This is a genomic window from Pantoea sp. X-Soil-ISGK-421, from assembly GCF_059730785.1.
In genome coordinates this window covers 1,546,196-1,568,504 of record NZ_AP035979.1, presented here as the reverse complement: position 1 = coordinate 1,568,504, position 22,309 = coordinate 1,546,196, and the positions used below count along the sequence as shown (strand labels likewise).

The window sequence follows — 22,309 nt, the reverse complement described above, 5'->3', positions numbered from 1 at the left end:
GGATGGCTTCAGGCTGTGTTGCGCTTATTTTTTATCTGGCGCCGGAATCGCCATCGTCATGTTCAGCAAACCACGTGATTTGTTAAACACCTTGTTGCCATTTTCACGGCCCGCACGGCGTGCGCGCTGTTCTTCTGGCGACAACGTTGACTCTTCCATGCAGATTGGGCTGCAGCAGTTATTGTATTTTTCAGCGCAGCTGGGGCACTGAATAAACAACAAATGACAGCCATCATTGATGCAGTTGGTATGGCTATCGCAAGGCGTGCCGCACTGATGACAGCTGGAAAGAATATCGTCGGATATCCGCTCACCCATGCGTTCATCAAAAACAAAGTTCTTACCTTTGAAACGCACCGGTAAACCCTGCTCGCGCGCCCGACGGGTGTATTCAATAATGCCCCCTTCAATGTGATAAACATCATTGAAACCGTTGTGCTTCATCCAGGCGCTGGCCTTTTCACAACGAATACCGCCAGTGCAGTACATGACAATTTTTTTGTCTTTCTGATCCTGCAACATATCAATGGCCATCGGCAACTGATCGCGGAAGGTATCCGCCGGCACTTCCATGGCATTATCGAAACGCCCCACTTCATATTCGTAGTGGTTGCGCATATCGACGAACAGCGCATCGGGATCGTCAAGCATCGCATTAACGTCAGCCGCTTTAAGATAAGCGCCCACATCGCTCGCATCAAAGCTGTCGTCTTCAATCCCATCCGCCACAATGCGCTCACGCACTTTAAGGCGCAGTACCCAGAAAGATTTACCGTCATCATCAAGCGCAATGTTCATACGTAGATTATGCAGAGCCGCATCAAAAGCATAGAGCGCTGCCTTCATTGCTTCATAACGGCTTGCCGGCACGCTGATTTGCGCGTTGATACCTTCATGCGCGACATACACGCGGCCAAACACCTTGAATTTCGTCAACTCAACGTAGAGGGCATCACGGAACGCTTTAGGATCGGCAATCTGGAAGTATTTATAAAAAGAGACTGTGGTACGTGGTTCGGTTTCCGCCAACATACGTTCTTTCAGCTCTTTATTGGAAACAAGGTTATGTAACACTGGCATGGTGTTCGTTCCTGTTAGCAATCAGAGAAATTTAGCGCGCGTATGATACCTGAAGCGTGAGGCAAAATCTTTGGTTTGTTAAGCCTGACGGTTACGATTACAGGCGCATTAGTGCATTACAATTGCGTTTTCGTGCGTATATGTGCTGCTGGATAGCCCTCCGCAGTCTATGCTTGATTTCAGCCAGGACGAAAAAATGGCATAATCACAAAAAATTACAGAAACCGGACTCTCTGGCATAAGACGCAGGATACTGACATTTCCATGACTCAACTTCCCCAACTCACCCGTGAACTGCTTCATCCGCGCTACTGGCTTACCTGGCTTGGCATTGGTTTTCTTTACCTGCTGGTACTGCTGCCCTACCCGGTACTGCATGCGATTGGCTGTGGGCTTGGACGCATTGCAATGCGCTTTATGAAGCGCCGTGTAGAAGTGGCGCAGCGCAATCTGGAAGTGTGCTTTCCTACTATGCCGACCAACGAGCGTGACGCGATGGTGAAGCATAATTTCGAATCTGTGGGCATGGGGCTGATTGAAACCGGCATGGCATGGTTCTGGCCGGACTGGCGCATTCGTAAATGGGTGACCACCAGTGGCCTGGAGCACGTTTCCAACGCACTGGCTGAGAAACGCGGCATATTATTAATTGGCATGCACTTCCTCACTCTGGAGTTGGGGGCGCGCGTATTTGGTATGCACAATCCAGGCATTGGCGTGTATCGCCCCAACGACAATAAATTGATCGACTGGCTGCAAACCTGGGGCCGCATGCGTTCGAATAAAAGCATGCTTGACCGCAAAGACCTTAAAGGCATGATTCGCGCCATGAAGAACAACGACATCATCTGGTATGCGCCGGACCATGATTATGGCCCGCGCAGCAGCGTGTTTGCTCCCTTCTTTGCGGTGCAGGACGCGGCGACAACCACCGGAACCCATATGTTGATTCGTCTGGCAAATCCTAGCGTGGTACCTTTCCTGGCACGACGACTGCCGAACGCGCGTGGTTATGAGCTTAAAATGATGCCTGACATCCGCGATAAATTTGCCCTGGAATCAGAACTCGAGACCGCTGTGGTAATGAATAAAGTGGTAGAAGAGACGGTTCTGCTGGCTCCCGAGCAATATATGTGGCTGCACCGCCGCTTTAAAACCCGCCCGCAGGGGCAGCCTTCCGTTTATTAAAAGTGAGTCGGGGCGCAGATGGCGCCTCGATTTTCCCCTCGAAATTTGCCTTATCACATGACATTCAACGATCTTCTGTTAATGAAGTGGTACCAGTCTTAACTTAGGCTGATCGTGGCATTAGCGCCGATGTTAGTCACATGAGAATCCGCAAATTAACCCGGATGCCCTAAAATATTTATCTTTCAACATCAGGGCTGTCCGTAAAATCCAGCATGTTATTGATTCTGGGTTTTCGAACGCATTAATATTTACTCATCATTTTTGTGCCACTACGGCCCTGATTTTGAGCACTTCCAGGTCTATTCCTATTTAATATCCCTAAACTCTTCGACTTCACTTATCAATGTAGTAAAATTAACTTACGAAACAAGGTATTGTCCTAATAAAAACACTCATATTCCATTTAAATAAAATAAAGCACCCTCTTATATCATTATGGAATTTGTTCGTGAAATCGATTCCAGCTAATTTCGGTCATGTCAGTTAGCACGTTAAGTCGCTTTTTTAAAAAATATAAAAAGATTACACACAGCAAATATATCTCAGGACAAATCTAAAATGAATAAAGGCATCTACTACTACGTAACGATCAGTACCGATCAGGAAGGTTATCATCTTCTACATCGAAAGGAGTGCAAACGGCTACCCGTAAAGGAGGATATGGTTTTTATTGGCACTCTATATAATTTAAATCAGGCACTATCAACCGCACGTATTAATTTCAAAAAGGTTAAGCCCTGTATTAAATGTTGTATTCGTTACTCAGCTCCAATTATTCATGACTCTGTACGTCCGGTATTACACTTCCCTCAGAAATTAATCTGACTGGTTGGGCGGTTGAATTTCACTCAACCGCCCAACCGATATTCCCTGACGCCCCGCACTTCCCGATTTTTCGTCTATTCTTCTGTGAAATCCTTTTTTTTCCTATGGAGTTGATGATGAGCCTGTTTAGCACCCTTGAAGAAGCCATTGAAGCCGCTCGCGAAGAGTTTCTCGCCACCCAACCTGAAATCGCAGAAGAAGATGCCAGCGTCAGCCAGTTTGCCCTGCAGAAGTACGTGATGCAGGATGGCGACATTATGTGGCAGGCAGAATTTTTCGCTGAAGAGAATGGTCAGGGTGAATGCCTGCCCATTTCCAGCGGAGAAGCCGCGCAGGCAATATTTGACGGCGATTTTGATGAAGTCGAACTGCGTCAGGAGTGGCAGGCAGAAAATACGCTGCACGAATGGGACGAAGGCGAATTCCAGCTAGAACCACCGCGTGACCTGGAAGAAGGCGAAGCGGCAGCGCAAGAGTGGGAAGACGATAACAGCCCTTCTGACAATCTGTAATTGACGTTATTCGTACGGACCGTGATTGGCATCAACCGGCAATAAAAGTGTGTCCATCACCAGCGATAGCGGTAAATCGAGAATGGTCAGTACACGCCACGGTCCGTCACGAACATCCCACTGCACGCCGGGATAATATTGATTACCGTGACCCTGGCCGGGAAAGGTACGGCTGATAATGCTGCCACAGCCGGATAATAAAACGATGGCGACGCTAAGCGCGGTTAGTTTCAGGAAATCATTCACAACATTTACTCACAGTGGACTGGTGTTAGTTTAACCGCCTGTGAGATGAAATAACCACTACCTACGCGTAAAGATTTCGTCAGATTAATGGCGAAAAAAAGCGGCATTTCTGCCGCTTTTCACTCTCTCATCCTCAGCGCTGTGGCAGCGCTTCTGGATTGAGCTTCAGCTTCTGATAGCTTTCCACCCACTGATGATATTTGTCCGCGCTTTCCCACAAGCGTGAGTGCACACGAGCCAGCACCACCGGATCGCTGATCAGCTGCAAACGCTGCTCACGATTCAGTTTTTCTGGCGCGTCGCTCAGAGCCTGATCAACACGACGATCGCGTGCATGGTCCAGCAAATCACTCTGCTTATGACGCGATGTTGCCATTGCCGTCGCCAGAGCATTGAACGCTGGGTTAAACAGCGCATGCATAAAGCCATTTTTCAGCGCGCGTTGACGGTTGATCTGCAAGTAGTGATCGGTATCGACCAGCTCTTTCGGTGGCTCATACTCTTCCGGAATCAGGAATAGTTTGGCGTTTTTACTCTTCTGCCCCACCGTCGCGCGGCTCGACATCACCGACACAAATGGCGACAGGATCAGCGAGAAGACGATTGGCGACAACCACCAAAGGAAGTTCAGATCGAGGAAGCCCATGCCGCCTGCCCACACCAGACCTAACAGCATCTGTGAACCATGGCGACGGAAAGCTTCGCTCCACGGCGTAGCATCATCATCACGCTGCGGTGAATTCCACACCACTTCCCAACCGAGGAACGCACTGACCACGAACACGGTGTGGAACAGCATGCGCACCGGCGCCAGCAGCACCGAGAACAGCATTTCCAGAATCAGCGAGCAGAACAAGCGGATGGCGCCACCGTAAGGTTTCGCTCCTTTGCACCAAATCAGCACCACACTCAACAACTTCGGCAGGAACAGCAGCACCAGTGTCGTTGAGAACAATGCAATCGCCAGATCGGGACGCCACTGCGGCCATACCGGGAACAGCTGACGCGGTTGCAGGAAGTAGGTCGGCTCCATGAGCGTATGCACCACCTGCAAGGCGGTTGACAGCGCAAGGAACATGAACCACAACGGCGCAGACAGATAAGACATCACGCCCGTCAGGAACACCGCACGGTGAACCGGATGCATCCCTTTTACCAGGAACAGACGGAAGTTCATCAGGTTACCGTGACACCAGCGACGGTCACGCTTCAGCTCATCCAGCAGGTTCGGAGGCAGCTCTTCATAAGAACCCGGCAGATCGTACGCAATCCATACGCCCCAACCGGCACGACGCATCAGTGCCGCTTCAACGAAGTCATGCGACAGAATCGAACCGGCGAACGAACCTTCACCCGGCAGCGGTGCCAGCGCACAGTGCTCAATGAACGGCTGCACACGAATGATGGCGTTATGGCCCCAATAGTGTGATTCACCTAACTGCCAGAAGTGCAGACCGGCGGTGAACAACGGACCGTACACACGCGTGGCAAACTGCTGGCAACGGGCATACAGCGTATCCATGCCAGACGCTTTCGGCGACGACTGAATAATACCGGCGTTCGGGTTAGCCTCCATCATACGTACCAGACCGGTGAGACACTCACCGCTCATCACGCTGTCGGCGTCCAGCACCACCATATAGCTGTAGTTGACGCCCCAGCGTCGGCAGAAGTCATCGATGTTACCGCTTTTACGCTTCACACGACGACGACGACGACGATAGAAAATCTTGCCCGCGCCACCGACATCACGTACCAGTTCCATCCAGGCTTTCTGCTCGGCGATAGCGATATCCGCGTCGTAGCTGTCACTCAGAATGTAAACGTCGAAGTGTTCGGCATTACCGGTACGTTTAACCGATTCCCAGGTCGCACGCAGGCCCGCAAACACACGTTCTACGTCTTCATTACAGATCGGCATGATCAACGCAGTACGATGTTCCGGATTAAGCGGTTCATCGCCGGTGGTTGAATACGAAATACTGTATTTATCACGACCAATCAGCAACTGCAGGAAGCCCATCAACGCGGTCCAGAAACCGGCTGAAACCCAACAGAACAGGATGGCAAAGAGGAACAGAATCCCGGTCTGCAGAATGTACGGCAGAATCAGTTCAACCGACTGCAACCAGTTCTGGTTGAACATCTCGATAGGATCGATCAGCGTCCAGCCCTGATACGGCAGAATGGTTTTCATGTACCAGGTCGCCACCACGGTCTGCAGAATCGTCAGAATCAGCAGCACGTAACGACGCACCGATCCTACATGGCGCCATTTATCTTCGTTTTTCTGCTCTTCAACAGTGGCATAACGTGGCGTAGATTTCTGGCCGCGTAGGGAATCCCAGGCGCGCGCAATCGGATTGGTGCGCCAGATCTCCGGGAACATCAACGAGCGCTTCACCTTCGGCATCGCCTTTAGCGTAGTGCGGTCGAGATAATCCTTGCTCAGTTGCTGACCATCAGCCAATGAGTCCGGCCAGGCCATTTGCACACGGGATGACACCGATTTCAGCGGCGCATCATCCGGGCGCTCGCTGGCGGCGTTATCCTGCCCCAGCGACGTATGAATAGCGTGGAACGCCTGGGCATTCTGGAGTGAATCGCTCAGACGGGCGCGCCCTGCCGCATCAAGCGGCAGAGCCTCCACGTAAGATTGAGGTAGAAATATCGATTTATTCATTGGCAGGTAGCTGATAGCTCCAGGTTTCCGTCAATGTCTTGTCGCCGCTCACCAGCGCCGCACGCATCTCAGTCGGCTGCTTGTTATCTTTCACTCGCAGACGCAACACCAGACGCCAGCCCTTGGTCACCGGGTTGTAGCGCACACTCTGCTCAACCACGTCAGCGTTATTACCCACGCTCACCTGCGGTGCCACTTGCGTATCTTCCGGCAGCTTGCTCATCGCTTTGCCAACGAAATCTACAGTGAAGGCGATTGAGCCGTCTGGCTGACGTACCAGATTCGACTGCTTCACATCACCGGCTGAACGCAGCGTGTCTTTCACCCACGCGATATCGTCTGAGTGCAGCTGATTTTCATCGCGCGTGAAATGCAGGCGATACTGGAAGTTCATCTCTTTGCCTGGCTCTGGCAGTTTTTCCGGCGTCCAGAACGCAACGATGTTGTCGTTGGTTTCATCCGCCGTGGGAATCTCTACCAGTTCAACGCGGCCTTTACCCCAATCACCTTGCGGCTCAACCCAGCCACTTGGGCGCAGGTCGTAGCGATCGTCGAGATCCTGGAAACGGCTGAAATCACGCGAGCGCTGCAGCAGACCAAAGCCTTTCGGGTTCTCTACGGTAAAGGTGCTGACCGCCAGATGTTTCGGGTTATTCAGCGGACGCCAAATCCATTCACCGTTACCGGCATGAATTGAAAGACCATTCGAATCGTGCAGCTCTGAACGGAAGTTGGTCACCGGCGATGGCTGGTTCGCACCAAACAGGAACATGCTGGTCAGCGGCGCCACGCCCAGTTTGCCGACGTTGTCACGCAGGTAAACTTTCGATTGCACATCAACCGTTGATTCTTTGCCCGGATGGATGGTGAAGCGATAGGCACCGGACGCACGTGGCGAATCCAGCAGCGCATAAATCACCAGCTGTTTATCCTGCGGTTTTGGACGTTCAATCCAGAACTCTTTAAAGCGCGGGAACTCTTCACCTGACGGCAAGGCGGTGTCAATCGCCAAACCGCGCGCCGAAAGACCATATACCTGGCCTTCGCCAATCACACGGAAATAGCTGGCACCGAGGAAGCTGGTGATCTCGTCGTCTTTGCCCTTTTTATTTAAAGGATACAACACCTTAAACCCAGCAAAGCCGAGGTTTTTGACTGAATCAGCATCGTGTTTTACGTTGCCGAAATTGAAGTAGTCAGGGTTATATTTAATTTCACGTACTGAAGACGCCGTGACTTCGTTAATTTTCACCGGCGTATCGAAATACATGCCCTGATGATAGAACTCAAGCTTAAACGGCGTGCGCAGTTTGCCCCAATAAGCTTTGTCGTGGTTAAACTGGATCTGCTGGTAGTCAGCAAACTTCATTTCACGAAACTGAGAGGGTAAATTGCTCTTTGGCGCTTCGAAACTTTTCCCTGCCAACGCCTTGGCTTGTTTTGCAACATCATCAATGTTAAACGCCCAACTATTGTTGGCATACATAGCCAGCAGAACTGCCGCGCCTACCCAGCGCATCTTTACCAGTCCCACTTTATTATTCACATTATTCAGCACATCCCCCCCTTTCGTGTGCTTAGATCAAACCCGATTATCTTAAAGGATTATTCGGTTTTCCGACAGCGTATGTAATAGATTGTTCCGCTGATTTGTAAGCTGAAAGTGTGCTTTTCGGATAATTAAACCCTGCAAAATCACATACAGATTCACCTGATAGTATACCCTGTTTACAGCCGGTAGAATTTTCCTTCGGCATAATCCGGTTTCAGGGCGAAACCGGCAAGTAAACTGACTATTGGAAGATTATGAGTTCAGCTAAACCCGAACGTGAATATTTCCTCGACTCGATTCGAGCGTATTTAATGTTATTAGGCGTGCCTTTTCACGTCTCACTGATTTACTCTACGCAAAAATGGGCTGTGAACAGTCCTGACGCCTCAATGTGGTTAACGGTGTTGAACGACTTTATCCACGCCTTTCGCATGCAGGTGTTCTTTGTAATCTCAGGCTATTTTTCCTACATGCTCTACTTACGTTACCAGCCGCAGCGCTGGCTCAAAGTCCGTCTGGAGCGCGTCGGCATTCCCCTTTTGACTGCTGTTCCCCTGATTACGTTGCCGCAATTCTTCATGGTGAAAAATCTCACCGATAAAATTGGCGACTGGAACAGTTTCTCCTTGTACGACAAGTACAACACCTTGATGTGGGAACTGATCTCGCACCTGTGGTTTTTATTGGTACTGGTGATTCTGACTACGTTAGGCATGCTGACGTTTCGCTGGCTTGGCAAACAGCAGCGCCGCATTGATTATCAGCACATCGGTTGGGGCAAATTAACGCTGGCGCTGTTGGGTTATGCCCTGATGTGGTGCTTGTTCCGCCGCGTGCTGTTTACACTGGCACCGGCCGTTTTTGCCGATGGTCTGTTCAGTATTGCCGTCATGCAGACGTTGACGTTCCTGCCCTTCTTTATGCTGGGCGCGTTGAGCTGGAAACATCAAGCGTTGAAAGCGCTGTTTGTGCGCTTTAATCCGGTGATGTGCTTTGGCGCTATTGCAGTATTCATCGCTTACAGCCTGAATCAGCGTTACAGCAGCGGTGAAGGTTGGCTGTATGAGCTGGATATGATCATTTCGACGCTGATGGGGTTATGCATGCTGAACGTCTGTTTTAGCTTCGGACATAAGCTGCTGAACAGCCATTCGCCGCGCATCATGTATCTGGTGAATGCCTCACTGTTCATCTATCTGGTGCACCATCCGCTGACCATTTTGTACGGCATCTACATCACGCCGCACATTGGCAACAACACGCTCGGCTTCTTCGTCGGCTTACTGATGGTATTTGGCGTCGCTTTCACGTTATATGAAATTCATCTGCGCATTCCGCTGCTGCGCTTCCTGTTCTCCGGTAAGCCGCAACGTAAATGATATTCGGGCCAGCTAAGCTGGCCCGTTTTATTTAAAGCAACCACTCAACCGGCAAGCGCCACACCAATCGTACCAGCAAGCGCTGAAGCAGCGTGCACTGCGGTTCGTGTTTATGCACGACTTCGCCCTGCTCGTTAGCAAACTCCACCCAGTTGACGCGTCCCCACTTATCCAGACGCAGCGTCCAGGCACGATGGCGCATCCCGGCAATAAAGCGCTGATGGGTTTGCTGTGCCAGGGTTTCGCTCTCAATCACCAAACCCATTTCGGTATTCAGCATGGCGGAACGCGGATCGAAATTAAACGATCCGATAAACACTTTGCGATTGTCTACGGTGAAGGTTTTGGCATGCAAACTGGAACCGGAATTACCGGTAATACCGCGATCGTGTGGCGCACTTTGCGGATTATCCTGCGGCTTCAGTTCATACAGCGCGATGCCGTGGCGCAGCAGTTTTTTGCGCCAGCGTGCATAACCGGCGTGCACCACCGTTACATCATTGGCAGCCAGTGAATTGGTGAGTATGGTAATTTTTACGCCGCGCCGCTTCAGCGCCAGCAACTGCGCTACGCCCGAACGCGTTGGGACAAAGTAGGCCGAGATGATATCAAACTGCTGCTGCGGCGTGCCGATCACTTCCAGCATGCGCTGCGGCAGCAAACTACGGCGTTTCGCCTTGCCGAGCCCTTTACGCGGATCATCGCTTAGCAGGCGCGATTCTGCCCACGTCATCTCCAGTTCGCCCTGCGCCATCTGGCTGATAAATGATGAGTGCTCCAGCCGGGCCAGATAGCGTTCCACCGCTTCACTCTGCTGCCACTCTTGCGGCAAGCGCACCGCCTGATGCGTATCGCCGCTTACGTCAACCACCTTACGCAGTGACGACACCGCTTTGCTGCGCCAGTAACGATCGAAATCCTGCGTTACTTCGTCCACCACCGGACCAATCGCCAGCACATCAAGATCGGTAAACAGCGGTTCATCGCCGGTTCCAAAATATTCGTCGCCGATATTGCGCCCGCCCACCAGCGTGGCTGCACCATCCACCGTCAGGCTCTTATTGTGCATACGCCGGTTGAGGCGGGAAAAATCGGTGAGATAACCGAGCGCGCGTAGCGTGCGGAACGAGAACGGATTGAACAGCCGCACGGCAATATTGGCGTGGCGATCAAGTTCCGCCAGTGTTTCATCTAAACCTGGCGTGTTGTTGTCATCCAGCAACAATCGCACCTTCACCCCGCGCTCGGCGGCGTCCAGCAATGCGCTGAACAGCAAGCGGCCGGACATGTCGTTGTGCCAAATGTAGTACTGCACATCGATGGTGTGCTGCGCCATGCTCATCATTTGATAGCGCGCAGCAAAGGCGTCCAACCCATCGTTGAGCGGATGAATGCCGCTCATGCCCGGATGCCGGGCGCAGCGCGCCTCAACACTGAATTTCAGTCCGTTGCCCGGTTGTTCCTCGGACGGCAAAGATGTTGCTGCTTCACTCATAGTGAATCCCTGAAGACTGTGGACCTATTATTGTTAGTATCGGCGCGAAAAATGGCAATCGGAGGCTTCCTCTTCTGCCAGATGGCGCGACGTCAATTTAGTCTAGACTTAGCCAAGCGTTCTGCATCCGGCGTTCACCGTGAGGAGAGCATCATGACTCAGCCATCCCTACGCCATCACCCTCAGCTGTTCCGCAGTTTCTTTCAGGGCAGTTTTCCCTGTTCAACCGCCTGTCGCGCGGGCGGACGTCGGCTGGATATGGTGATCAGCAGCGGTCACGACATGCTGCTGGAGAAAGATTATGCCGCACTGGCGCAAGAAGGTTTGCACACGGCGCGCGATGGCGCACGCTGGCATCTGATTGAAGCCGTACCCAACGAATATGACTGGCGCACCTTTCTGCCGATGGTTCACGCCGCGGCGCGTCACGATATGCAGATTATCTGGGAGCTGGCGCACTTTGGCTATCCCAATCATCTGGATATCTGGAAAGCCGGCTTCGTTGATCACTTCGAACGCTTCGCCCGCGCGATGGCGCAACTGATGCGCGATGAAGGTATTGAAAAGCCGTTTTTCACGCCGATCAATCAGATCTCATTCTGGTCGTGGGCTGGCGCTGATGTCTCCTGGCTCGATCCTTACGCCAGCGATCGTGGTCGCGAGCTGAAGCGCCAGCTCGTCCGCGCCTCGCTGGCGGCGATGCACGCCATTCGCGAGATCTATCCTGATGCCCGCTTTGTACTGACCGACCCGCTGGTACAAGTCGCGACGCATCCCGATAATCCTGACAGCAAACCTTACGCCGACGCGCAGCATCAGGCACAGTTTGAAGCCTGGGATTGGATTGGCGGACGCGATGCACCTGAATTGGGCGGTCGTGAAGATTTTCTCGATATCCTTGGTCTCAATTACTATCCCGATAATCACTGGTTTTTCTCGGGCGAAACCATTCCGCTCGACCATCCAACGCGCCAACCGCTGCACCGATTGCTCATCCAGTGCTGGCAACGCTATCAGCGCCCGATGATTCTGGCTGAAACCGGTGCCGAAGGAGATGCGCGTGCGCCCTGGCTGCGTCAGATAAGTGAAGAGGCGCGTTTGGCGCTGGATCACGGTGTAGCGCTGGAGGGCATTTCGCTCTATCCGGTGGTGGAGTATCCGGCGTGGGCCGACGATCGACGGTCACCAGGGCCGCTGTTTGGCCTCGGCGATCCGAATGGCAATCGTACCCTGCATGAGGCGCTGGCGCTGGAGTTGCGCAGTCAGCAGATTAAGTGGCAGAACTGGCAGACAAAAAGCTAAGACTGTTGCGTGGTGGTCAGTTTTTGCGGGCAGGTTTGCACATCAAGTGAAGGATCAGCGGGATGACGCACGTCGGTGAGCCAGGTCATGGTGAAGAGAAACACCACGCCAATCAAGCACGCGGAGAGCAGGCCAATTATGGCGATCAGTTTGTCATCTCTGGATTCCATCGACATCTCCTTGCAGACTTCCTTTTCCCGGGGCTGACCTTAGCTCATCCACAGCGTAATCATCAGGACAAAGATTATCAGCGTAACCGAAGTCACTGCAAGTACCACAATGGCGAAGAGCGCGTCGTCGAGCGGCTGCCGATAAGGTTCGTCGTGGTCGTCTGGTGGTGCAGGTGAACTCATGATGACTCAAAGATAAAGGCGAGTTTTCGCGCAGGATTGCCGCACAGAGTGTAATGCAATGTGCCGTAAGGTACAGGAATATTTCTGGCGAAGAAATAACGGGGCGTCAATCCGCCCCGTGAGGAACTGATTAGAAATCGTAGCTCAGTGAAACCTTGACCGTGCGCGGTTCACCCTGAGACAAATAGGTGCCGCTGTCATCAACGTTGGCCCAATATTTCTCATTGGTAACGTTATCCACGCCCACGCGCCACACCATATCGTTCTGGTTAACCTTCATGCGATAACGCAGACCTAAATCCAACGTGGTGTAGTCATCCAGCTTGGTGGTATTCGCCAGGTTGGCATACTGCGAACCGGTGTAGTTCAGCAAGGCTGTGGCGGTCAAACCGTCAACGGGCTTGATGTCATACTCAGCACCCAGCGCCGCCGTGAAGCGCGGTACGCCAATGGCGTTTTTGCCATCCTGATCGCTGTCACCGGTTTTGGTCATATCCGGATCGATCCAGGTGGCACTGCTGTTCAGACGCAGACCCAGCACCGGTTCGCCAAACACATTCAGCTCAACGCCGCGGTTACGCTGCTCTCCATTCAGTTGGTACACCGAATTGTTCAGCACGCCTACCGGCTGTTTGATTTCAAACAGCGCCAGCGATCCGCCAATACGGCCAAAGTCCGCCTTCACACCCACTTCGTTCTGCTTAGCATGCACAATGCCGGTGACGCTACCGTAGTTGCTGGCGGTAAACGGCGCAGCAGTGCCCGGCGTGAGTGATTCGGTATGGTTGGCATACAGCGAGATATTTTGCGTGGCTTTATACAGCAAACCGTACGCTGGCAGCCAGCGGCTGCTATCGAAACGTGTGCCCGCATCTTCTACACCGTCATAACCGTAATTACGCACCACCACTTTCTGATGACGCGCACCCACGGTGGCCAGCAAGGTGTCATCAAAGAAGCCCAGCGTGTCGCTCAGCAGGTAGCCCTGCGAACGTGAACGGTAAGTGGTAAGCGGATCGCTGAACTTAGCGCCACCAGCGAACATGCTGTCCGGTTCAGCCACATCCTGCGGATTATAAATATTCACACTGGCATCGTTGCCCGACGACATGCGATAGCTGTTTTTCGCGTTCGTGGTCATCGCCGAATAGCCGAAGTTGATTTTATGCGTCACTGGACCGGTGGTGAAATCGCCACGCAGGCCAACCATGCCGCTCATGTTGTCCTGCACGCGATTGGTACGGAAGCGGCCAATAGTGGCGTTGCCCGCGCTATCGAGGATCTTCGGAATGCCGTAGTTGCCGACTTCATGGGTGTGTTGCGCGCCCAGGCCCGCATAGGCGGTCCACTGATCGGTGAGATCGTATTCGGCTTTCGCCAGACCAAATTCCGACTCGATATCGCTGAATACCCAGTTCTGGCTGTAATTTTTCGTGTTGGAGGGCACCTCAGGAATGAAATCGATGCCGCTGATATTGATGCCGTTACGCGCATCGTGGAAGGTTTTCTTCTGGTAGCCAACGTCCAGCGACGTACGCAGACGGTCGCCACGATAATCCAGCCCCAGTGACGCAGCGGTAGTGCGTTTCTTCTCGCCATCTACCTCAGTGCCGCCTTCGCGGTTAACGGCATTCAGACGGACGCCAAACTGGTTATTGTCACCAAAACGGCGGCCAATATCCGCGGTGCCGCCCACTTGTGAACCGGAGGTGTAATCTACGCCGATGCGCGTCAGCGGCGTATCATCAGCGTGCTTCGGCTCGAGGTTAATCATGCCGCCGACGCCGCTCTCCGCCGAACCGTTCAACAAGGCGTTAGCCCCTTTGAAGATTTCCACGCGATCAATCAACGAGGCATCCATCACCTGACGCGGCACGATACCTGCCAGGCCGCCATAGGTCATGGCATCGCCATCCAGCTTGAACCCACGAATACGATAGCTCTCAGCGAAGTTGCCGTAGCCTTTCAGATTCTGCACGCCGGCATCGTTGCGCACCACGTCACCGATGGTTTGCGCCTGCTGGTCTTGAATCATTTTCGAGGTAAAACCGATGACGTTAAACGGCACATCCATGGCGTTTTGCTCACCCAGCATGCCGAGTCGGCCGCCGTGTGCAACCTGTCCATCAAGGTAAGCCGGTACCAGATCGTCGCCGCCGGGTTTGAAATCGGTTTGCGGCGCCGCGGTAACGGTTAGCGTCTGCTGCTCGTTTTTCGCGTCAGTGGGTGTTGTGGTGTTGGTGTTAGCAGCCATCACTGGCAAACAACCGGCGCTGACCATTACGGCCAACAGCGTCGGTTTCAGTCCGGGATTGAAAGGCAGAGTGCGCATGGGATCCCCTAATGCAAACGAAGTGATAATCATTATTATTGCGGTTTGCGATTATGCGCAGTCGTTGCCCGAAAGCAAGAAAAATCCTACTTTCGCCACACAGATAATGGAAAGGAGCGGCATCAGGTCGCCATAAATGGCGTAATGCCGATCAGTTGAGCCCCGTATTGAATCACCGCACGTTCCGTAGCGGCGCGATTTATCGCGCAATGAATTGCGCCGCTACAACGTGTGCGCTCGATTATTGGGGTTTCATCTCTTAACTAACCAGCATTACGCCATTTATGGCGACCTGCTATATCAGGCATCACGCCAGCGTTTAAACACCAGAGAGGTATTAATGCCGCCAAACGCGAAGTTGTTGGATTGGATGTAATCGGTCTCAATATGCCGTGCTTCGCCGACAATGTAATCAAGATCGCCACACTCTGCCGCCGGTTGTGTCAAATTGAGCGTCGGCGCAAACCAGCCTTCACGCATCATCTCAATGCTCATCCAGGCTTCCAGCGCACCGCATGCGCCCAGCGTGTGGCCAAAATAGCTTTTCAGCGAAGAGATGGGCGTACTGTTGCCATAGATTGACGCCGTCGCCAGGCTTTCGGCAATGTCACCACGGTCGGTGGCGGTGCCGTGGGCGTTGATGTAGCCGATCTGCTCCGCCGTGACACCGGCGGTTTGCAACGCGCGCTCAATACAAATCTGCATGGTTTCACGCTGCGGCTGGGTGATATGCGCGGCATCGCAGTTGGTGTGGAAACCCACCAGCTCCGCATAAATGGTGGCTCCGCGCGCCTGTGCATGTTCAAGGGATTCGAGGATCAAGGTGCCCGCGCCTTCGCCAATCACCAATCCGTCGCGCTGTTGATCAAATGGCGCGGGCGAGCTGTGCGGCGCGTCGTTGCGCTGGCTGGTGGCAAACAGCGTGTCGAATACCGCTGCTTCGGATGGGCATAACTCTTCCGCGCCCCCCGCCACCATCACCGTTTGGTAACCATGGCGAATCGCCTCCCATGCGTAGCCGATGGCCTGGCTGCCAGATGTACAGGCGCTGGACGTCGGGATCACCCGGCCGCGCAGCCCGAAGAACAGGCCCGCATTCACTGCGGTGGTGTGCGGCATCATCTGCACATACGTGGTGCCGGTGATATTGTTGGTGTGTTTTTCCGTCAGCATGGTGGCAAATTCACTCACCGGTCCGGTGCTGCCGGTTGAGGATCCGTAAGCAATGCCGGTTTCACCGTTGGTGAGTACCGGATGGTCGATCAAACCGGCCTGCTCTAGCGCCAGCTCGGTAGCGCGCGTCGCCATCAGCGAAACGCGGCCCATCGAGCGAATGCGTTTGCGCGTGTAATGCGCTGGCGGCGTGAAGTCATCCACTGGCGCGCCAAGCAGCGTGTGCAAGCCGTCGTAAACCTGCCATTCCGGCATATGACGCACCGCGTTTTTACCTTGCTTAATACGCTCTGACACCGCGCTCCAGCTCTCACCAAACGCGGTCACACCGCCCATGCCGGTTACCACTACACGCTGGATCACAGCATACCTCCATTGATTGAAATCACCTGACGAGTGACGTAACCCGCGATATCCGACATTAAGTAGCTGGCCAATCCGGCAACTTCATCTGCCGCGCCCATGCGCTTCATCGGGATCAGCTTCATCGCTTCATCAATCACCAGCGGCTCAAGATCGGTCATGCCGGTATCAATCAAGCCTGGTGCGATGCAGTTGACAGTAATTTTGCGTTTCGCCAGCTCAATCGCCAGCGCTTTAGTGGCGCCGATAATCCCAGCTTTGGCGGCGCTGTAATTGACCTGGCCACGATTGCCCATCATTCCTGACACGGACGACAACGTAATAATGCGTCCGCCCTTGCGCAGGCCAATCATCGGCATTACGCACGGATGAATCACGTTGTAGAAGCTGTCGAGATTGGTATGGATCACGCTGTCCCACTCATCCTCAGTCAGCGCCGGAAACGCCGCATCGCGCGTGATGCCCGCATTGCTCACCACGCCGTAATAGGCGCCATGTGCGGCGATATCCTGCTCCAGTGCGCTGCGCGTAGCAGCGCGCTGCCCGACGTCAAACTGCAAGGTGCGTCCACATCCCCCCGCCGCCACAATTTCCGCCAGCGTCTGCGCTGCACCGTCGCTGTCACGATGATAATGCACGACCATCTCAAAGCCGTCCTGCGCCAGACGCAGTGCGATGGCGCGGCCAATACCTTTACTTGCGCCGGTCACTAATACGCTGCGTGTCATGGCTGAACTCCTTGTTTTAACGGAACGTGTTGCAATTGGATTAACTCTTGTTCATTGGGCTGATAAGTATTCAACCGACCGCTGGCGATGATTGCATCGTCGCTGCGGATTTCCCCTTCAAAACTGCCCAATCTGTCGTCGCGCATCAGTAGACGCATTTCAATGCGCAAAGTGCTATTGACGGCAAAGGCAGCGCTGCTGGCGCGATAGCCGCGCCCACCAAGCAGCATACCGGGCCGAATCTCATCGTCGCCGCGCTGTCGTGCATGGAAGCCCGACCAGACGCCAACGGTCTGCGCCATAATCTCCACGCCATACCACGCCGGCAAATCACCCTGCACAGTGAGAAACGGCGCCAGCACGCCCGCCGCGTTAACGCGGACTTCGCAAATTACGCTGTCGTCAGTGACCTGGATGACGCGGTCGAGCAGCAGCATCGGCGCGCGATGCGGCAGATAGGCAGCGACAGGCAGAAAATCACTCATGAGGTTTTCCTACAATCAGGCAGGTATTGTTCCCGCCAAAAGCAAACGAATTTGAGGCAATCACCGGACGCGCCAGCGGCTGCGGTGCGGTGATTAGACCGCAGTCCGGCAGCGAGGTATCGCGTGGCGCAATGGAGAAGTCCTGCGGCGGCAGCGGCAAATTCTGCTGCAGGATCAGTGCGGCCAGCGCCGCTTCGGTCGCGCCTGCTGCGCCCAGCGTATGGCCGGTAAGGTGTTTGGTTGAGCTGCACGGCACGCCATCGCCAAACAGGCGATGAATAACCGCAGATTCCACCTGATCGTTCAGCGGCGTGGCGGTACCGTGCAGATTGATGTAACCGATATCCTGCGGCTGTAATCCGGCCTGCTGCAGCGCCATCAACATGGCACGCTCCGCACCGACCCCCTCTGGATGGGGTGCCGACATGTGCCACGCATCCGACGATTCACCGCAACCGATCAGCGCCAGCGACTGCTTTTCACGTGTCAGCAACAACAGTGCGGCGGCCTCGCCAATCGAAATGCCGTCGCGATCGGCGCTAAACGGCGCGCAAAGGCGTTCAGAAAGGGAATCGAGGCTGGCGAAGCCGTTGATCGGCATGCGGCTTAGCGAATCAGCTCCTCCCACCAATGCCACATCCACCAACCCGGCATCAATCAAACGTTGACCGCTGATCATCGCGCGCGCGCTAGAGGAACAGGCAGTAGAAATCGTGTAAGCCGGACCATCCAGCGCTAAATAATGCGCCAGGAAGCGCGACGGATCGCCCAACTCCTGCATGCGGTAATCGTAACCCGGTAGATCGCCGTCCACCTGACGATCGCCTTCATCAACGCCGGACGTGCTGGTGCCGAGCACAATTGCCACCCGCTCACGCCCATATTGGGCGATGGCCGCATCCAGGGCCGGGCGCATCTGCGCCAGCGCGGCCAGCAGTAGCTGATTATTGCGCGTGTTATGCGCCGCCAGCGCGGCAGGAATCACCGGTAATTCACCCAGTACCTCGCCCAGCCAGCAGCGTTTGCCGTCTTGCAGCCAGCCCTCGCGCGGCTGCATACCGGGCGCGTGACCCGCTTGCAGCTGCGTGGCAATGTGCGCCAGATTGTTGCCCAGCGCATTCACCATGCCAAAGGCGGAAATGTAAATCATGATGACGCATCCAGATGTTGGATTTGAATCTGATAGCCAAAGGCGCGTTGATCGATGCTGATCGGTTCACGCCGTTCGCCGCGCTGCAGATAGCGAATCAGCGTTATTACCTTGCCGGACGGATCGCGCAGCTCTCGGCGATCCTCGATGTCGGTCAGCGTCCAGCCACGCGGCAGCTGCGGCTGCCACGCGCTGATCGGCCAGTGGCTCAGCATCACATCAGCCAGCACCTGACTGACTGGCGGCATTTCCGGCAGCGCCATCATCTGCTGTGTGTGAATGCCGGTGTTATCATAGGTGACGCGGAACAGGCGAATGCCAAGCGATGACAAACCGGCGAGACTCAGCTGTTGCGAATCGGCGCTCAACAGCACCAGCAGCGACTGGGTTTTGCCTTTAGCGTGACCGGTCAGCAACTGCTGTTGCTGAAACGCGGGCGAGATGCCCGGTGCCGGCAACGTGACGCGCACGCCGGGTTTCAACCACGCGCTCGGCCGGTTGAGGTCACTGTCATGCTGCGCGCAGCCGCCCACGAGCAGGCTCAACAGCAGCAAAATACCCCTTTTCATCGTTGCTTCCTTTTCCCCGGGGCCAGCGCCAGCGGCGCCAGCAAGAATGCACAAAAAATCCCGCTGCACAGCACGGTACCAAAACCGCTGATGGCGGCGGTACTGCTGAACACCAGCATGCCGAGCGTTAACAGCGTGGTCATCATCGCCAGCGTCACCGCCAGCATCGAGGTTAACGGCGTGCCGCGCGGATTGCTGAAGAACAGCGTGTAGTTGATGCCGATGCCCAGCACCAGAATCAGCGCCAACAGGGCAAACAGATTAAGGCTGGCGCCGATCCAGCCCAGCGTCGCCAGCGCCGCCGCCAGCGAAAGCCACGACGGCAGCGCGCTGCGCATCCCGGCTTTCACGCCGAGCCGCAGCATGTAGCTGGCGGTAATCAGCAGTAGCGCCAGCGCCAGCAATCCGCTCAGCAACGTGCGCCAGAAGCGGAACAGTTCATCATAGCTGGCCTTACGATCAACCCAACTGACGCCCGCCTGCTGGGATGCCAGCTGTTGCAGCGCGGCGCTGTTTTTTACGCCACCGATTGGCACCAGTACGCTGCTACGCCCGTCCGGTAGCGACAGCCAAAGCAGCCGCCAGCCTTCACTGAGCGGGCTCGCCAGCCAGTCGCCGACGGTGACCGGCATGGCGCTGAGATCCGCCTTCGCCACCGTGATGCCCGCCTGCTTCAATCGCTCCAGAATAGTCGGCGCAGCCTGTTGCAGTAGCGCCACATCCTGCTGCTGCTGCGCCAGTGAACTGAGCGGCAGCACGCGATAATGAGCAAACCATCCTTGCTGCTGCGCCTGTTGCAGCGTCGGCGTGAGCGCGCTGAGCCGCTGCAGCGCCTGCTGTTCATCATCGCCCCACACCACAAACCAGGTTTGATCGGCCTGCTGACCGGTAAGCTGCGCTAACTGGCGGTCCTGCGCTAATAATTTCGCTGGGGCACTTTGCAGATGGGCAATATCGTCATCGACATGCAACTGCAGCATGCCGCTAACCGCATAGATCGCTACCAGCGCCGGTAATCCGCGCTTCAACCAATTATTGCGACGCCACGCGGCTAGCCAGCGCGCCAGCCACACCATGGCCGGAATCGGACGTACCGGTAAGCCGCGCACCAGCCACGGATAAAAGCAGATCACCGTCAGGCAGGACGCGCTCAATCCACTGGCGGCAAACACCGCTAACTGGCGTAAACCGGGGAACGGCGCCAGCAACATCAGCAGCCAGGCTATCGCCGTGGTGCCCAATGCCAGTAGCAGCGTGCCGCGCACCTTGTGCAGGCTTTGCCACGGCGTCGCGTCTTCGCCGTGCACCATGCGTTCCGTTAGGTAGTACAGGGTATAATCGGCCGAGATCCCGACAATGCTGAGGCTCATGACTAAAGTAGTGAGATGCAGCTCACCAAAACAGAGCAATGTCAGTACCGTGCCCGCCATCGCGCCGATGGCGACCGACAGCGCACACAGCGCCAGCGGTCGCAGCGAACGGAAGACCAGCCACACCAGCAGCAGCAATCCCGCTAAGGTGACGCTGCCGAGGGTTTCGACATCATGCTGCGCACGCTGGCTGGCATCGTCGCTAAACAACACCGTGCCACGCGTCAGCAGTTGCGCATCTGGCCAGCGGGTTTTGAACTGTAATTCCAGCTGGTTGAGCGCGGTCACCAGCTGATGGCTCTCTTTAATACTGAAAGCATTGCTCGCCAGTTCTCCGTGCAGGAAATACCAGCGGCGCTGCTGCGCATCGTTTACCGTCAGCCAGCCGTTATGCAGCAGCATCTTGTTGGCGTTTTGCTGTAATGCCAGCTGCGCGCCACGCACCAACAGCAGCGGATCGTTGCCGATCTCTTTGCTGCCCACGCCGGCAAATGCTGAGAACAGCTGCGCCAGAATCCAGTCGGCCTGTGCGCCGCCGCCGTTTTGCAAGCGTGCGCGCGTCGCCGCATCGATCAAGCCGTTACGATGCTGAAATGCGTACGCGCCCCAGCGCTGCATCTGATCGTCATTCAGCTCGCCGCTCACCTGTTTCAACATCGGCAAAGCGTGCAGTTGCGCTTGCCACCAGGCTGCGGCCGCCTCGCCCTCTTGATCGTTGGCGCTTACCAGCCACACCAACTGGCGATCGAGGCGCTGCATAAACCCGTGCTGAATTTCCGCCGGTGCCTGGCCGAGGTTCTGCTGGGGTAACAACGCCAGTACGCTGCTGTTCAGCTGGCTGCGCGGCAGCAACACCGCCAGTGCCACCGCTAACGCCAGGCACACCGCCAGCCACAGCAGCGCAACGGTTTTTTCACTGCGCTGGGGCAAAACGGGCTCGCTCTTCATCAGTTAACTGTGTAGGTTCGGTTCGGGTATCGCTTAGCGTGATCTCGGTTTTATCGCCCTGCTTGTCGTCTAGCGTGATGCGATTGAGAAACGCATCGCCCTGCAGATCGATACGGCTAAAAATTCTATTCAGCGGCGCGGCTTTCGGCGTCAGGCCAAGCTGCCAGCGGTTGTTGCCGCGATCGTGGAAATCGAGCTCAAAATTCTCACGCAGCACTTTTTCATCCGCCTGGAACAGCGCGCGCAGCAGATGGTTGAACTGGAACATCTGCGGATTGCTCTCGGCGGTGATCACCTGCGGCGGCTGGCCGCTCATGCTCTGCACCATGCGCTTATCGTCGAGGATGAGCATCAGCGGAAACGGCGTGACTTGCTGCCACCACAAGCCCTGCTGCTGGGCAATGAGCAACTGACCGCGCGACACCAGCGGTTGCGCCATACCTTCAATAGTGCGCACCTGGACAAAATTGGCGCGGATCACCGGTTGGCTGGCAAAGCGCTGCTGCAACTGTTCGAGCGTGACCGCGCTGGCGTTGGCACACATCACCAGCAGTAACAGACAAAGGGTTCTGA

At 55.0% G+C, this 22,309-nt stretch carries 20 protein-coding genes; 5 read left to right on the top strand and 15 right to left on the bottom strand.

Going from position 1 to position 22,309, the window contains the following annotated elements:
- Window positions 1-24 precede the first annotated feature (24 nt).
- The gene (gene trhO / locus AC6I8K_RS07265) at window positions 25-1,080 is read right to left on the bottom strand and encodes an oxygen-dependent tRNA uridine(34) hydroxylase TrhO (protein WP_483817167.1); all 1,056 of its coding nucleotides are present in this window, start codon (window positions 1,078-1,080) and stop codon (window positions 25-27) included.
- A gap of 264 nt (window positions 1,081-1,344) precedes the next feature.
- Between trhO and AC6I8K_RS07260 the strand changes: the two genes are divergently transcribed.
- From AC6I8K_RS07260 to AC6I8K_RS07250, 3 genes are all read left to right on the top strand, one after another.
- On the top strand, window positions 1,345-2,268 hold the full coding sequence (locus tag AC6I8K_RS07260; protein ID WP_483817166.1) for a Kdo(2)-lipid IV(A) acyltransferase: 924 nt from the start codon (window positions 1,345-1,347) through the stop codon (window positions 2,266-2,268).
- Between the two features lie 561 nt (window positions 2,269-2,829).
- Entirely contained in the window at window positions 2,830-3,096 is a 267-nt protein-coding gene (locus AC6I8K_RS07255) for a hypothetical protein (RefSeq protein WP_073991701.1), read from the top strand.
- A 116-nt stretch (window positions 3,097-3,212) separates the two neighbouring features.
- Window positions 3,213-3,608, top strand: coding sequence for a MysB family protein (locus tag AC6I8K_RS07250; RefSeq protein WP_483817875.1), 396 nt, complete (start codon window positions 3,213-3,215; stop codon window positions 3,606-3,608).
- Window positions 3,609-3,614: 6 nt separating this feature from the next.
- Here the strand turns inward: AC6I8K_RS07250 and AC6I8K_RS07245 are convergent, their stop codons facing one another.
- From AC6I8K_RS07245 to AC6I8K_RS07235, 3 genes are all read right to left on the bottom strand, one after another.
- Window positions 3,615-3,854: a YceK/YidQ family lipoprotein gene (locus AC6I8K_RS07245; RefSeq protein WP_064740839.1), complete on the bottom strand. Its 240-nt coding sequence runs from the start codon at window positions 3,852-3,854 to the stop codon at window positions 3,615-3,617.
- A gap of 133 nt (window positions 3,855-3,987) precedes the next feature.
- The gene (gene mdoH, locus AC6I8K_RS07240; protein WP_064740838.1) at window positions 3,988-6,537 is read right to left on the bottom strand and encodes a glucans biosynthesis glucosyltransferase MdoH; all 2,550 of its coding nucleotides are present in this window, start codon (window positions 6,535-6,537) and stop codon (window positions 3,988-3,990) included.
- Window positions 6,530-8,065: a glucan biosynthesis protein G gene (locus tag AC6I8K_RS07235; protein ID WP_196762382.1), complete on the bottom strand. Its 1,536-nt coding sequence runs from the start codon at window positions 8,063-8,065 to the stop codon at window positions 6,530-6,532. The genes mdoH and AC6I8K_RS07235 overlap by 8 nt, the downstream gene beginning before the upstream one ends.
- Window positions 8,066-8,343: 278 nt before the next feature.
- Between AC6I8K_RS07235 and mdoC the strand changes: the two genes are divergently transcribed.
- Window positions 8,344-9,468, top strand: a complete 1,125-nt coding sequence (gene mdoC, locus AC6I8K_RS07230) for a glucans biosynthesis protein MdoC (RefSeq protein WP_483817165.1) — start codon at window positions 8,344-8,346, stop codon at window positions 9,466-9,468.
- A gap of 31 nt (window positions 9,469-9,499) precedes the next feature.
- Here the strand turns inward: mdoC and AC6I8K_RS07225 are convergent, their stop codons facing one another.
- Window positions 9,500-10,963: a phospholipase D-like domain-containing protein gene (locus AC6I8K_RS07225; RefSeq protein WP_064740836.1), complete on the bottom strand. Its 1,464-nt coding sequence runs from the start codon at window positions 10,961-10,963 to the stop codon at window positions 9,500-9,502.
- Between the two features lie 153 nt (window positions 10,964-11,116).
- Between AC6I8K_RS07225 and AC6I8K_RS07220 the strand changes: the two genes are divergently transcribed.
- Complete coding sequence (locus tag AC6I8K_RS07220) at window positions 11,117-12,265, top strand: glycoside hydrolase family 1 protein (protein WP_483817164.1); 1,149 nt, start codon at window positions 11,117-11,119, stop codon at window positions 12,263-12,265.
- Here AC6I8K_RS07220 and AC6I8K_RS07215 read toward each other — a convergent pair.
- The 10 genes from AC6I8K_RS07215 to AC6I8K_RS07170 all read right to left on the bottom strand — a co-directional run bounded on the left by AC6I8K_RS07215 (window position 12,262) and on the right by AC6I8K_RS07170 (window position 22,280).
- Window positions 12,262-12,435, bottom strand: a complete 174-nt coding sequence (locus AC6I8K_RS07215; RefSeq protein ID WP_196762371.1) for a hypothetical protein — start codon at window positions 12,433-12,435, stop codon at window positions 12,262-12,264. The two genes, AC6I8K_RS07220 and AC6I8K_RS07215, sit on opposite strands and share 4 nt — an antisense overlap.
- A 39-nt stretch (window positions 12,436-12,474) precedes the next feature.
- Window positions 12,475-12,618, bottom strand: coding sequence for a hypothetical protein (locus tag AC6I8K_RS07210; protein ID WP_007893692.1), 144 nt, complete (start codon window positions 12,616-12,618; stop codon window positions 12,475-12,477).
- A 130-nt stretch (window positions 12,619-12,748) separates the two neighbouring features.
- Window positions 12,749-14,950, bottom strand: a complete 2,202-nt coding sequence (locus AC6I8K_RS07205) for a TonB-dependent receptor (RefSeq protein WP_497826458.1) — start codon at window positions 14,948-14,950, stop codon at window positions 12,749-12,751.
- 300 nt (window positions 14,951-15,250) lie between these two features.
- The gene (locus tag AC6I8K_RS07200; RefSeq protein ID WP_196762370.1) at window positions 15,251-16,486 is read right to left on the bottom strand and encodes a beta-ketoacyl-ACP synthase; all 1,236 of its coding nucleotides are present in this window, start codon (window positions 16,484-16,486) and stop codon (window positions 15,251-15,253) included.
- Complete coding sequence (locus AC6I8K_RS07195; RefSeq protein ID WP_064740834.1) at window positions 16,483-17,214, bottom strand: 3-ketoacyl-ACP reductase FabG2; 732 nt, start codon at window positions 17,212-17,214, stop codon at window positions 16,483-16,485. The genes AC6I8K_RS07200 and AC6I8K_RS07195 overlap by 4 nt, the downstream gene beginning before the upstream one ends.
- Complete coding sequence (locus tag AC6I8K_RS07190; RefSeq protein WP_497826457.1) at window positions 17,211-17,699, bottom strand: hotdog family protein; 489 nt, start codon at window positions 17,697-17,699, stop codon at window positions 17,211-17,213. The genes AC6I8K_RS07195 and AC6I8K_RS07190 overlap by 4 nt, the downstream gene beginning before the upstream one ends.
- Window positions 17,692-18,849, bottom strand: coding sequence for a beta-ketoacyl-[acyl-carrier-protein] synthase family protein (locus tag AC6I8K_RS07185; RefSeq protein ID WP_497826456.1), 1,158 nt, complete (start codon window positions 18,847-18,849; stop codon window positions 17,692-17,694). Before AC6I8K_RS07185 ends, AC6I8K_RS07190 begins: the two co-directional genes overlap by 8 nt.
- Window positions 18,846-19,418 (bottom strand): DUF3261 domain-containing protein, encoded by a 573-nt coding sequence (locus AC6I8K_RS07180; RefSeq protein WP_483817159.1) that lies wholly within the window; start codon window positions 19,416-19,418, stop codon window positions 18,846-18,848. The genes AC6I8K_RS07185 and AC6I8K_RS07180 overlap by 4 nt, the downstream gene beginning before the upstream one ends.
- Entirely contained in the window at window positions 19,415-21,736 is a 2,322-nt protein-coding gene (locus tag AC6I8K_RS07175; protein WP_497826455.1) for an MMPL family transporter, read from the bottom strand. The genes AC6I8K_RS07180 and AC6I8K_RS07175 overlap by 4 nt, the downstream gene beginning before the upstream one ends.
- Complete coding sequence (locus tag AC6I8K_RS07170; protein WP_483817874.1) at window positions 21,702-22,280, bottom strand: outer membrane lipoprotein carrier protein LolA; 579 nt, start codon at window positions 22,278-22,280, stop codon at window positions 21,702-21,704. The genes AC6I8K_RS07175 and AC6I8K_RS07170 overlap by 35 nt, the downstream gene beginning before the upstream one ends.
- Window positions 22,281-22,309: the final 29 nt, after the last annotated feature.